At 69.9% G+C, this 12,497-nt stretch carries 9 protein-coding genes; 5 read left to right on the forward strand and 4 right to left on the reverse strand.

From position 1 onward, the window contains the following. Positions 1 to 405: 405 nt before the first annotated feature. The gene (locus tag GRF61_RS20670; RefSeq protein ID WP_169152509.1) at positions 406 to 1,314 is read right to left on the reverse strand and encodes a LysR family transcriptional regulator; all 909 of its coding nucleotides are present in this window, start codon (positions 1,312 to 1,314) and stop codon (positions 406 to 408) included. Positions 1,315 to 1,487: 173 nt separating this feature from the next. On the opposite strand from GRF61_RS20670, the gene GRF61_RS20675 reads away from it, so the two are divergent. Then, positions 1,488 to 2,192 (forward strand): fumarylacetoacetate hydrolase family protein, encoded by a 705-nt coding sequence (locus GRF61_RS20675; RefSeq protein WP_169152510.1) that lies wholly within the window; start codon positions 1,488 to 1,490, stop codon positions 2,190 to 2,192. 215 nt (positions 2,193 to 2,407) lie between these two features. Here the strand turns inward: GRF61_RS20675 and GRF61_RS20680 are convergent, their stop codons facing one another. Together GRF61_RS20680 and GRF61_RS20685 are read right to left on the reverse strand one after the other, a co-directional pair. Further along, entirely contained in the window at positions 2,408 to 2,821 is a 414-nt protein-coding gene (locus GRF61_RS20680) for a CstA-like transporter-associated (seleno)protein (RefSeq protein ID WP_169152511.1), read from the reverse strand. Further along, positions 2,814 to 4,880, reverse strand: coding sequence for a carbon starvation CstA family protein (locus GRF61_RS20685; protein ID WP_169152512.1), 2,067 nt, complete (start codon positions 4,878 to 4,880; stop codon positions 2,814 to 2,816). Before GRF61_RS20685 ends, GRF61_RS20680 begins: the two co-directional genes overlap by 8 nt. 273 nt (positions 4,881 to 5,153) lie before the next feature. On the opposite strand from GRF61_RS20685, the gene creB reads away from it, so the two are divergent. The 4 genes from creB to GRF61_RS20705 all read left to right on the forward strand — a co-directional run bounded on the left by creB (position 5,154) and on the right by GRF61_RS20705 (position 10,180). Continuing rightward, entirely contained in the window at positions 5,154 to 5,885 is a 732-nt protein-coding gene (creB, locus tag GRF61_RS20690) for a two-component system response regulator CreB (RefSeq protein ID WP_169152513.1), read from the forward strand. Positions 5,886 to 5,921: 36 nt separating this feature from the next. Next, positions 5,922 to 7,409 (forward strand): two-component system sensor histidine kinase CreC, encoded by a 1,488-nt coding sequence (gene creC, locus GRF61_RS20695; RefSeq protein WP_169152514.1) that lies wholly within the window; start codon positions 5,922 to 5,924, stop codon positions 7,407 to 7,409. Between the two features lie 100 nt (positions 7,410 to 7,509). Next, complete coding sequence (creD, locus tag GRF61_RS20700) at positions 7,510 to 8,841, forward strand: cell envelope integrity protein CreD (RefSeq protein ID WP_169152515.1); 1,332 nt, start codon at positions 7,510 to 7,512, stop codon at positions 8,839 to 8,841. A gap of 1 nt (position 8,842) precedes the next feature. Then, on the forward strand, positions 8,843 to 10,180 hold the full coding sequence (locus tag GRF61_RS20705) for a glycoside hydrolase family 3 protein (RefSeq protein WP_169152516.1): 1,338 nt from the start codon (positions 8,843 to 8,845) through the stop codon (positions 10,178 to 10,180). On the opposite strand, the gene GRF61_RS20710 is transcribed toward GRF61_RS20705, so the two are convergent. Beyond that, positions 10,177 to 12,497, reverse strand: a 2,321-nt coding sequence (locus GRF61_RS20710) for a TonB-dependent receptor (RefSeq protein ID WP_169152517.1), incomplete at its 5' end; no start/stop codon positions are given. The genes GRF61_RS20705 and GRF61_RS20710 overlap by 4 nt on opposite strands.

The following is a 12,497-nucleotide window of genomic DNA, read 5'->3' on the forward strand; positions in this document are numbered from 1 at the left end:
GGCATTGTGTTTGCTGTGCCCCGGAGGGCCGGGGCGCTTGTCGGCTTGGGCGGGGCCGGCGCGGCGGTCGTCACGCGGGTTGGGGCCAGGACCGCCTTGGGCGAGGACGCTGGTGCTCGCCAGCAGCAGCGAGAGCGCGAGGGCGACAGGCTTGCTTGTTTTCATGGTTGGCTCCTTGTCAGGCGGAGGCTTGATGCTAGCTGCGGGCCGGGAGGTGGTCCATGGGCCGGCCGCCGGCAACCCGCGGGCGCGGCATGGGCGGGACTGCTGCGCGTAGCGGCCCGAACTGGCTATTAGGCATGGAATTTCATGGGCTTATCGATCTCGCCGGGCGGGCCGGCAGGGGCTTTGTAGCCGTTTTCTAACTATTTGCGAGCAGATATTGCTTGCGACCGCTTCCAGGGTTCAACCTGCTGGCCCGAAGCGCTCCGTGTAGAGGGCGCTTACCCAGTCGACGAAGGCTTTCACCCTGGGCGAGAGGTGGCGCTGAGAGGGGTAGAGCACCGAGATCGGCAGCGGCGGGCCTTGCCAGGGCTGCAGGATTTCGACCAGCGCGCCGGTCTGCAGGTGGGGCTCGACGCGGAAGCGCGGCACCTGGATGAGGCCGCAGCCTTGCAGGGCGCAGAGGGTGTAGGCGTCGGCGTCGCTGACGGCCACCTGGTGCTTTAGCCGGTACTCCCGGGTTTCGCCATCGACGCGGAAGCGGAAAGGGTAATGCTGGTCCGGGTTGTGGGAGAAGAAGCCGACGGCGAGGTGGCGCTCCAGTTCGTCTGGATGGGCGGGCGTGCCGAACTCGGCGAGGTAGGCCGGGCTGGCGCAGACAGCTTCCGGCAGCAGGGCCAGCCGGCGCGCTACCAGCGAGGAGTCGCGCGGGATGCCGGCACGGACGACGCAATCCACCCCTTCGCCCACCAGGTCCACCAGCCGGTCGCCGGTGCTGATGCGCAGTTCGATGCGCGGATAGCGGCGGCGGAAGTCCTGGATGCGCGGCAGGATGATCTGGCTGGCATGGGCGCCGTGCAGGTCCAGCCGCAGCAGCCCCTGTGGGTTGCCGGCGGCGGGGCGCAGCGCGGCTTCCGCGTCTTCGAGGTCGGCGAGGATGAGCGTGCAGCGCTGGTAGAAGGCCTGCCCGTCTGCCGTCGGCCGCACCTGCCGGGTGGTGCGCTCCAGCAGGCGGGCGCCGAGGCGATCCTCCAGTTCCTTGATGACGTAGGTGGCGGTGGCGCGCGGCATGTCCAGCGCGGCGGCGGCTTTGGTGAAGCTGCCGAGTTCGACGATGCGGGTGAAGAGACGCAGGGAGTCGAAGCGGTCCATCGGCAAGTCCGGCTGGCGGAAACGGGGGATTCTTGCCGATTCGGCGCTTGCTGGATATCGGCGCGTGCCGCGGCGGGCAGCCGTCAGCCGCCGGCAGGCTGCGGCGTAAGCCGTTAACATGCGGCCAAGGCGCCGGCCCAGGCGCCATCGACGAACGAACCGGAGCCCCCGCCGTGTCCACTCAGACTTCCTATCTGTTTGCCCCCGACATCCCCAGCCTGCCGATTGCCGGCAGCGACGAGCGCTTCCCGGTTCGCCGGGTGTATTGCGTAGGCCGCAACTACGCCGACCATGCGCGCGAGATGGGCAGCGACCCCGACCGCGAGCCGCCATTCTTCTTCGCCAAGCATCCGGACAGCCTGGTGGAGGACGGCGGCGTGTTTCCCTACCCGCCGGGCAGCAGCGATGTGCATCACGAGATCGAACTGGTGGTGGCGCTGGGGCGTGGCGGCGTGGACATTCCGGTGGAGCAGGCGCTGGCGCATGTGTATGGCTATGCGGTGGGTCTGGACATGACCCGGCGCGACCTGCAGGGCGAAGCACGGCGCACTGGGCGGCCGTGGGAGGTGGGCAAGGCTTTCGACCATGCGGCGCCATGCTCCGCGCTGGTGCCGGCGGCGCGCATCGGCCACCCGACCGCGGGCGCGATCTGGCTGGAGGTGAATGGCGAGACGCGCCAGCGCGGCGACATTTCGGCGCTGATCTGGAGCATTCCGGAGGTGATCGCCTACCTGTCGCGGCTGTTCGAGCTGCGGCCGGGCGACCTGATCTACACCGGCACGCCGGCAGGCGTGGGGCCGGTGCAGGAGGGCGACAGGCTGAAGGGTGAGGTGGAAGGGGTGGGAACGCTGAGCGTGACGGTGGGTGCGCGGGGCTGATTCCCTGCGCCGGCGCAGCGACGGAAAATGAATCGGCCGCCCTCGCTGGGGGGCGGCCGATTTTCTTCGGTGGCGCGACTGCAGGTGCCGGCTCGGCTGCTGTCTTCAGCCCGCCGGGCGTGGCCGGTGTGGCGGAGAGGTGCAGCACCGCCTGCGGCCGACATCCTCAGCCTGGGCCATGCCGGCACCGACACGGCGTTTTCCGCAACAACATCTCAGCACGGGCACCCGCTGCCCGCCCGCCCGGCGCTCGGGTAGCGTGCCTCCAGGCAGTAGCGGTAGAAGTCCGCGCGGCTGAGTGGCGTGGCCTCCGGGTGGCGGCTGCGCATGTGGTCGAGGTAGTACTCGTAGTCATGGATGCCGACCACCAGGCGGCAGGTCTGCACCACCTTCTTCGCCACCTCGCGCAGGCCGGAGAGCCAGCTGGACCCCAGGCTGTAGCGCTCGAACTCGGCTTCCGACATCGGCTGCGCGTCCGGCCGCTGCGAGCGGGTTTCGCTCACGTAGCGGCTGTAGGCGTCGTCCAGCGCAGGCGCCGTCGTGCTTTCCCCTGGCGGCGCGGTGCCGGCGAGGTAGGAGAGGTCGGTGGCACCGGCGGCGAAGCCGGTGCCGGATGTGCGATCAAGCATGGGCGGGTGCCTCCCGGTAGACCACCTCGGTTTCCTTCGCCGTCGGCGCCGGGCTGGCCAGCGCGCGGCGGATGACGCCGACCGCGGCGATGATCATGGTGACCGCGACGATCATGAAGAAGCCGCACAGCACCGCGTTCACCTGGTTGTTGAAGGCGACGCGGGACATTTCCTCCAGCGTCTTGGCCGGGGCCAGGATGGTGCCTTCGGCGGCGGCGGTGTTGTAGCGGTTGGCCAGCGCCAGGAAGCCGATCTTCGGGTTGTCGCTGAAGATCTTCTGCCAGCCGGCGGTCATCGAGGTGATGAACAGCCAGGTGGTGGGCAGGATGGTGACCCAGGCGTAGCGCTGCTTCTTCATCTTGAACAGCACCACCGTGCCGAGGATGAGCGCCATCGAGGCCAGCATCTGGTTGCCGATGCCGAACAGCGGCCACAAGGTGTTGATGCCGCCCAGCGGATCGGTCACGCCCTGATAGACGAAGTAGCCCCAGCCCGCCACCGCTACGCCGGTGCCCAGCAGGTTGCCGAACCAGCTGTGGCTCTTGTCCAGGCCCGGAATGAAGGTGCCGGCCAGATCCTGCACCATGAAGCGGCAGGCGCGGGTGCCGGCATCCACCGCGGTGAGGATGAACAGGGCTTCGAACAGGATGGCGAAGTGGTACCAGAAGGCCATCATCGCCTTGCTGCTGAAGATGTCGGTGACGATCACCGCCATGCCCACCGCGAAGGTCGGCGCGCCGCCTGCACGCGACAGGATGCTGTGCTCGCCCACGTCCTTGGCCATCTGCGCCAGGATTTCCGGCGTGATGGCGAAGCCCCAGCCGTTGATCACCTGCGAGGCGGATTCCACCGTGGTGCCGATCAGCGCCGCCGGCGAGTTCATCGCGAAGTAGATGCCCGGGTCCAGGATGGAGGCGCAGATCAGCGCCATGATGGCCACCAGCGACTCGCCCAGCATGCCGCCGTAGCCGATGAAGCGCATCTGCGTCTCGCGCTCCACCAGCTTGGGCGTGGTGCCGGAGGCCACCAGCGCATGGAAGCCGGAGCATGCGCCGCAGGCAATGGTGATGAACAGGAAGGGGAACAGCGCGCCGGAGAACACCGGGCCGCTGCCGTCGATGAAGCGCGACACCGCCGGCATCTTCATGTCGGGCAGGGCGATGACGATGCCGATCGCCAGACCGACGATGACGCCCAGCTTGAGGAAGGTGGAGAGGTAGTCGCGCGGCGCCAGCAGCAGCCACACCGGCAGTACCGAGGCGATGAAGCCGTAGGCCACCAGCGCCAGCGTCAGCTGCGGCCCGGTGAGGGTGAAGATCGGCCCCCAGTAGGCGCTGTGGGCGATGTTCTCGCCGTAGATGATGGCCAGCATCATCAGCACGAAGCCGATCACCGAGATCTCGGCGATGCGCCCTGGCCGCAGGAAGCGCATGTAGATGCCCATGAACAGCGCGATCGGGATGGTGGCCGCGATGGTGAAGGTGCCCCACGGGCTTTCCGCCAGCGCCTTGACCACCACCAGCGCCAGCGCGGAGAGGATGATGATCATCACCGCCAGCGCGCCCAGCATCACCACCACGCCGGCGAAGGGGCCCAGCTCCTGCCGTGCCATCTCGCCCAGCGAACGGCCATCCCGCCGCGCCGAGATGAACAGCACCAGGAAATCCTGCACCGCGCCGGCCAGCATCACGCCGACCAGGATCCAGATGGTGCCGGGCAGGAAGCCCATCTGCGCCGCCAGGATGGGGCCGACCAGCGGGCCGGCGCCGGCGATGGCGGCGAAGTGGTGGCCGAACAGCACCCACTTGTTGGTGGGTACGTAGTCCAGCCCGTCGTTGCGGCGTTCCGCCGGCGTCAGGCGGCGGTCGTCCAGCTCGAACACCTTCTCGGCGATGAACTTGCTGTAGAAACGGTAGGAGATTGCGTAGCAGGAGAGCGCCGCCAGGACCAGCCAGGCAGCATTGACGTGCTCGCCCCGGGACAGCGCGAGCATGGCGAAGCCCGTGGCGCCCGCGAGCGCCACGAGCAGCCAGATGGCTTTTTGTTTGATGGAGTTCATTTATCCCTTCCGCAATGAAGAAACGAGCCGGACCGGTGATCCGGTTCTACAAGCCCGCAGCGCGTCCGGGATGGGCGGCCATAGGGCTAGGGCCCGCGTGGGTCAATGGTAGCGCGCACGAAAATCGGCTGGCTGCGGATGCTACGCCTTGATACAGGATGCTTTTCATGATCTCGGCCCCGTCGCGGGCGGCCGGCAAGCGCTTGCATTCGCCATGCCCGGGCGGCGGCGCGCTCGGCGATAATCCGGCCTCCGTCTTCCTTTCCCACCGCCGTGGCCGACCGCAACCCCGACCGAATTCTCATCGTCGACGACGAACCCGCCATCGCCGACACCCTGGCCTACGCCCTGCGCGCCGAGGGCTTCGATACCGCCTGGGTGGGCTTGGGCGGCGAGGCGCTGGCCGCGCTGGAGGCCGGTGCTGCCGCTGAATACGCGCTGGTGGTATTGGATGTGGGCCTGCCGGACATCGGCGGCTTCGACGTTTGCCGCCGCCTGCGGCGCTTCTCCGACGTGCCGGTGATCTTCCTCACCGCACGGGCGGACGAAGTGGACCGCATCGTCGGCCTTGAGCTGGGCGCCGACGACTACGTGCCCAAGCCCTTCAGCCCGCGCGAAGTGGCCTCGCGGGTGCGCGCCATCCTGCGCCGCGCGCGGCCGGTGGCTCCTGTGGCCGCCCCTGCGCCGGTGAGCCCGCCGCTGCCTGCTGCCGCCGCGCGCTTCGACCACGATGCCGATGGCGCCCGCATTGCCTACCACGGCCAGTGGCTCAGCCTCACCCGCTACGAATACCGCCTGCTCGCCACCCTGTTGGCGCGGCCTGGCCGGGTGTTCAACCGCGCCCAGCTGATGGACCTGGTGTGGCGCGACGCCGAAGACAGCCTGGAGCGCACGGTGGACGCCCACATCAAGACCCTGCGCGCCAAGCTGCGCGCCGTGCGGGAGGGCGAAGGCGAAGCCGAGATCGAGACCCACCGCGGCCTCGGCTACAGCCTGCGGCCATGAACACCGGCCTGCGGGCATGAACACGGGGTTAGTGCCATGAATATCGCCATCCGCTTCTTCGTCGGCTACTTCCTCATCGTCGGTCTGGCGGCGTGGTTCGTGCTCAACATCTTTGCCCGCGAGGTCGAGCCCGGCGTGCGCCAGGCCACCGAGGACACCCTGGTGGACGCCGCCAACCTGCTCGCCGAGCTGGCCGCGCCGGAACTGGCGGCAATGGCGAAGGCGCGGTCCGCGGGCGTTTCCGCGCCCGCCACCGTGCCCAGTGACGGTGCGGGTGGCGCGTTTTCCAGCGGCCGCTTCGCCACCGCCGTCGAGGCCGCCCGGCGGCGCTCGCCCGGCGCCCGCATCTATGAGGTGAACAAGGCCTCGGTGGACTTCCGTGTCTATCTCACCGACGCCGCCGGCCGGGTGGTGTTCGACTCCGAGAACCTCGCCGTCGGCGCCGACTACAGCCAGTGGCGCGACGTCGCCCGCGCCCTGCGCGGCGAGTACGGCGCCCGCAGCACCCGCGACGATCCGGCCGATGCCGGCAGCTCGGTGCTCTATGTCGCCGCGCCAGTGATCGCCGATGGTGAGCGCATCGGCGTGCTCTCCCTGGCCAAGCCGGCCAGCTCGGTGGACCCCTACGCCGAGCAGGCGCGCGACCGCGTGCTGCGCGCCGGCGTGGTGCTGCTGGGCGTTTCCGCCGCCATCGGCCTGCTGTTCACCCTGTGGCTCACCTGGTCGCTCAACCGCCTGCGCGACTACGCCCGCGCGGTGGCCGACGGAGCCAAGGCGGTGCCGCCCACCGGTGGCGGCCGCCAGCTCTCCGAATTGGCGCGGGCGCTGGCCCGCATGCGCGAGCGGCTGGATGGCAAGCAGTACGTCGAGCGCTACGTGCAGAGCTTGGCGCACGAGATGAAAAGCCCGCTCACCGCGGTGCGCGGCGCCGCCGAAGTGCTGCAGGACGCCGCCGCCGAGGCCGACCGCGCTCGCTTCGTCCGTCACATCGACGAGCAGGCCGAGCGCATGCAGCAGATCATCGACCGCCTGCTCGCACTCGCCCGCATCGAACAGCTGCAGGCGCCGGAGGCGCAGGCCGACAGCGCCGTCGCCGAGCTGGTGCGCCAGGTCGCCGACAGCCGCGCCCAGGCGCTGCAGGCCCGTGGCCTGGTGCTGCGCACCGAAGGCCCGCCGGGCGCGCGCCTGCAGGGCGATCTCTTCCTGCTGCAACAGGCGCTGGGCAACCTGGTGGATAACGCCATCGCCTTCTCGCCCGAAGGCGGCGAGCTGCTCGTCAGCTGGCGGGAGGCGGGCGAGCAGCTGGAGATTGCGGTGCGCGACCACGGCCCCGGCGCGCCGGATTACGCTCTGCCGCAACTCTTCGAGCGCTTCTACTCCCTGCCGCGCCCGACCACCGGCCGCAAGAGCACCGGCCTGGGCCTCGCCTTCGTCCGCGAAGTGGCGCGCATCCATGGCGGCGAGGCGGATTTCGCCAATGCGCCGGGGGGCGGCGCGCTGGCGCGCATGCTGCTGCGGCGCTGAGCCGGCGGCAGCGCCTGGCCGTCTCCCTTCACACTCGCTTCACCCTCTCTTCACCGCCGCTCACCACACTCGCTTCCGTCATTTTTCGCGGAGGTGGGTCATGCAGAAGAAGCTGTTCATCAAGCTGGCGCTGATTGCGCTGTTGTCCCTGTTGTTGCTGGTGCCGCTGGCCATGGTGGAGGGGCAGATCCGCGGCCGCAGCGACCGGCAGGCAGATGTGATGGCGGACATCGCCAACTCCGCCGCTGGCGAGCAGACCCTGGTGGGGCCGGTGCTGGTGGTGGCCTACCGGGAGTGGGCCATGGTCCGGGAGACGGATGCCGAGGGCCGGGAAGTCGCCCGCGAGCGGGTGGTGACGCGGCACGAGGTGTTCGCGCCGGAAGCGCTGGACATTGCCGGCGACGCCCGGGTGGAAACCCGCCAGCGCAGGCTTTATCGCGCCAACCTCTACCACCTGGACCTGCAGCTGAGCGGCCGCGCCGAAGTGCCGGCCGGGCTGGGGCTGGCACCGGATCGCCGGCTGGTCGGCGCGCGTGCCTACCTGGTGATGGGGGTGAGCGATCCGCGCGGGGTGGATAACGACCCGGACGTGCGGGTGAACGGCCGTAGCCACCGCTTCGCCACTGGTAACGCCGGCGCCTTCTCCGGCCCGGGCCTGAACGTGGACTTGGGCGAGATCAACCCGGCTGCCGGCGCCCGCTTCGAATTCGCCTTGCCACTGGCGCTGACAGGTTCGGCGCGGCTGGCCATCGCTCCGGTGGGAGAGGCCACCTCGGTGGCGCTGCGCTCGGCCTGGCCGCATCCCAGCTTCCAGGGCCGTTTCCTGCCGGTGGAGCGCCGCGTGGGGGCAGACGGCTTCGAGGCGCGCTGGCAGGTTTCCCATCTGGCGCGCAACTTCGATGCCGCGCTGCTGGCCGGTGACCGCGGCGGCCGGAGCGAGACCCTGGGCCTGAGCTTCATGGAGCCGGTGAACATCTACCTGCAGGCGGAGCGGGCGGTGAAGTACGGCGTGCTCTTCGTGGTGCTCAGCTTCGCCGCCTTCTTCCTGGTGGAGATCCTGCAGCGGCGCGCCATCCATCCGCTGCAGTACCTGCTGGTCGGGCTGGCGCTGGCTTCTTTCTTCATGTTGCTGATCGCGCTGTCGGAGCATCTGTCCTTCGCGCTCGCCTACGGCCTCTCCGCCTGCGCTTGCGTGCTGCTGATCGGCACCTATCTCGCCGGCGCGCTCGGCGGCCGTCTGCAGGGGCTGGCCTTTGGCGGCGGCATCGCCGCCTTGTACGGCGTGCTCTACGGCGTGCTGCTGTCGGAGGACAACGCCATGCTGATGGGCACCCTGCTCCTGTTCGCTGCGCTGGGCAGCGTAATGCTCGCCACCCGCCGCATCGACTGGTACCGCATCGGCGCGCCGCTCAACACCGGGGAGCAGCGCTGACATGGCGGCGCTGCGAGGGGGTCTGGTGCGCTGGGGGCTGGCGGCGGCCTTGCTGGCGGTGGCGTTCGATCCGCGCACGCCTTACCTGCTGGCGCTGCGCGGCGGCATCACCGCGCTGCTGCTGGGCGCGGCCGCCATCGGCATCGGCCTGGTGGTGTGGGCCAGCCGCAGCCGCCGGCTGGGGCGGCTGGAGGCCGGTGCGCTGGGCTTCGCCTGCGCGCTGGCGGGTACGCTGGCGCTGGGTGACGCCGTGGTGTTCCGCGCCCAGCGCCAGGCGGTGCTGGCGGCGGATGTGGAAGCGCATCGCCTGGGCCAGCGCTTCATCGTCGGCTACCGGGATTTCGCCGAGGTGGCGCGGCTGGCGGAGCGCGGTCTCATCGGCGGCGTCTATCTCACCCGGCGCAACGTCGGCAATCGCAGCGCCGCGGAGATCCGCGCCGAAGTGGATGCGCTGCAGGCGCTGCGCCGTGGCGCCGGCCTGCCACCGCTGCTGGTGGCGGCGGACCAGGAGGGCGGCAGCGTCGCCCACCTCAGCCCGCCGCTGCCGGCGATGCCGGCCCTGGCGGAACTGGTGATCGCCGCCGAGGCGGCCGGTGAGGATGGCGTCAGCCTGGCCGAGCGCGCCCACGCCTACGGCGCCTGGCAGGGGCGCGAGCTGGCGGCGCTGGGGGTGAATCTCAACTTCGGTCCGGTGGTGGATCTGCGGCCGCAGGACGGCGGCCCCAGGCTGGATACCCACACCCTGATCGCCCGCCGGGCCATCGCCGCCGACCCCGGTACCGTCGCCGCGGTGGCCGCCGCCTACGGTGAGGGCCTGGCCAGCGCCGGCGTGCGCGCCACGCTGAAGCACTTTCCCGGGCTGGGCGGGGTGGCGGTGGATACCCACCATTTCACCGCCCGGCTGGACACCCCGCCGGAACACCTTGCCGCCCGCGACTGGCAACCCTTCCGCGATGCCGCCCGCGCCGACGGCGCCATCATGCTCGGCCACGTGGTGTTGCCCGGCCTGGACGCCGAGCGCCCGGCTTCGCTGTCGCCGGCGGTAGTGCGCCTGCTGCGGCGGGAGTGGGGCTACCGCGGCCTGCTGATCACCGACGATCTCAACATGGGCGCGGTGTATCACCGCGGCGTCTGCCGGGCGGCGGTGGAGGCGCTGAGCGCCGGGGTGGACATGGTGCTGATCTCCTACGACCCGGATCAGTACTACCGCGCGATGCACTGCGCGATGGCGGCACTGCGGGCGGGCCGGATCGCGGCCCCCGGCGGTGCGCAACCCGGCGCTGCGGCGCTGCCGGTCGCGCTGCGGCGGCCGGCGGGCCGTGGCGACGCTGGCGGCTAGAAGCGGTAGTCGAGCGTCAGCATGGCATTGCGGCGCTCGCCCCAGCTGTAGGTGTTGTACATGCTCATCATCGTGTAGTACTTCTTGTCGAGCAGGTTGTTGATGTTGAGCGTCAGCGAGAGTTGCTGGTCGAACTGCCAGCGCGCCATCGCATCGACCAGCCAGCGGGCGTCCAGGGTGTGTTTCACCGAGCCATACACCGGGTTGTAGACGGTGGCCCAGGACTTGGACTGCCAGCGCCCGCCGCCGCCCAGCGTCAGGTTCTCCAGGCCGCCGGAGAACCTGTAGCTGGTGAACAGGCTGAACTGGTCTTCCGGATCTTCGGTGGACACTTTCTCGCCATCCAGCCGCGATACCCGGTGGGTGTAGCCGGCCTGCACCTGCCAGCGCGGCGCCAGTTCGCCCGACAGGGTGGCCTCCACGCCGCGGGTGATCACCCCCTGCACCGCGCGGTAGGCGGTGTCGCCCGAGGGGGTGAGGCCGCCGCTCTCCTCGGCGTAGTTGTCCTGCTTGACGCGGAAGTAGGCCAGCGTGGCGTTGAGGCGGCCGCCGTCCAGCGCGCCCTTGAGGCCGATCTCGTAGCTCTTGCCTTCCTCCGGCGCCAGGTTGCGGCCGCTCTCGTCCTTGTTGCTCTGCGGGTTGAAGATGGTGGTGTAGCTGGCATACACCGACAGGCGCGGGTCGAGGTCGTAGATGACGCCGGCGTAGGGCACGACCACGCCCCGTTCCTTGACGTACTCGTCGCGGTAGTTGGCGACCCGGCTGCCGAGGATGAACTTGAGCGCATCCGCCGGGTTGAGCCGCAGCGCGGCGTAGAGGCCGCTCTCCCGCGTGGTCTCGTCGTTCTCGCCCTTCCAGCTGGAGGCGTCCCAGTCGGGTTCGGCGACATGGCCGTTCCAGCCGTAGAAGTCGGCCACCGTGCCGTCGTAGCCGCCCGGCCAGTAGGCTTTGTTGGTCCAGCGCCGCTTGGCCGCGCTGGCGCCCAGCACCAGTTCGTGTTCGCGGCCGAACAGCTGGAAGGGGCCGCTGGCATAGACGTCGGCGGCATCGCTCACCGTCTTGCCCACGTACTGCCCCAGCCACAGGCTGGTGCCGCTGCCGTCCGCGGGATCGGGAGCGCCGCTGCCGATGGAGCCGAGCTGGGCGTCGTAGCCATTGATCTGGTGGTTCAACTGCAGCTTGGCCGTCCACCCGTTGGCGAAGTAGCGTTCCAGGGTGGCGAAGGCGGTGCGGGTGTATTGCTCCCAGTTGCTCCAGCGGGCGCCGGGGTTGTAGGAGCGGGAGGTGTCGTTGAAATCGCCCTGGCTGTTGAACAGGGGGATGCCGCCCCAGGTGGAGCCCTTGGGGATGTTGTCCTGGTAGTCCACGCCCAGGGTGAACAAGGTGTCGGGAGTGAGGTCGGCTTCGAGCACGCCGTAGAACACCGGGGTGCGGCGGCGGTAGTGGTCCAGCTCGGTGCCCTTGTCCTGGTAGGCCGCGACCACGCGACCGCGCAGGCTGCCGCTCTGGTTCAGCGGGCCGCCGAGGTCGGCCATGGCGCGGGAGCTGTCCCACGAACCGGCGCTCAGGCTGAGCTGGCCCTGGAACTGGCCGGTGGGCTTCTTGCGGATCAGGTTGATGGTGGCGCCGGGATCGCCGCTGCCGGTGAGCAGGCCGGTGGCGCCCTTGAGCACTTCGATACGGTCGTAGACCGCCATGTCGCTGAGGGTGTTGCCGGCGGAATAGGCGCTGTTGCGCCGCATCGGAATGCCGTCGTACTGGAAATTGTTGATGGCGAAGCCGCGGGAGAAATAGACGGTGCGCTCGCTGTCGTAGGTGACGAGGCTGACGCCGGGGGTGTGGCGGATGACGTCGTCGATGCTGTTGAGGGCGAAGTCGTTCATCTCCTGCCGGGTGATGACGCTGATGGACTGCGGCGTTTCGCGCGGGGTCAGCACCAGCCGGGTGGCGGTGGCGATGGTGCCGGGGGTGTAGCTGCCGCTGCCCTCGGTGATCTCGCCCAGCTGGTTGGCGGTGACCTGCACCTCGCGCAGGGCGCGCTCGCCCTCCGCGCCCGGCTGGCCCAGGGTCTGCAGCTTGCGCAGGTGGTAGCCGCCGTTGTCGCCGCGCACCGCTTGCAGGCCGCTGCCGCCGAGCAGCGTGTCCAGGCCCTGCTGCACCGTGGCCGCGCCGTTGAGCCCGGGGGAGCGCAGCCCCTCGGTGAGCGCCGGATCGAAGGACAAGGTGATGCCGGCGCTGGCGGCGAACTGGTACAGCGCCTGGCTGAGCGGCCCGGCCGGAATGGCATAGGCGGTGGCCGGCGCGGGCTGGGCGAGGG

Source organism: Azoarcus sp. TTM-91 (assembly GCF_012911025.1).
GTDB lineage: Bacteria > Pseudomonadota > Gammaproteobacteria > Burkholderiales > Rhodocyclaceae > Azoarcus.

What these genes read in the sequence shown, in the direction of transcription:
- GRF61_RS20670 (WP_169152509.1), bottom strand. Translation starts at nt 1,314, where the DNA reads ATGGACCGCTTCGACTCCCTGCGTCTCTTCACCCGCATCGTCGAACTC.
- GRF61_RS20680 (WP_169152511.1), bottom strand. Translation starts at nt 2,821, where the DNA reads ATGCTTGATCGCACATCCGGCACCGGCTTCGCCGCCGGTGCCACCGAC.
- GRF61_RS20705 (WP_169152516.1), top strand. Translation starts at nt 8,843, where the DNA reads ATGGCGGCGCTGCGAGGGGGTCTGGTGCGCTGGGGGCTGGCGGCGGCC.
- creD (WP_169152515.1), top strand. Translation starts at nt 7,510, where the DNA reads ATGCAGAAGAAGCTGTTCATCAAGCTGGCGCTGATTGCGCTGTTGTCC.
- creC (WP_169152514.1), top strand. Translation starts at nt 5,922, where the DNA reads ATGAATATCGCCATCCGCTTCTTCGTCGGCTACTTCCTCATCGTCGGT.
- GRF61_RS20685 (WP_169152512.1), bottom strand. Translation starts at nt 4,880, where the DNA reads ATGAACTCCATCAAACAAAAAGCCATCTGGCTGCTCGTGGCGCTCGCG.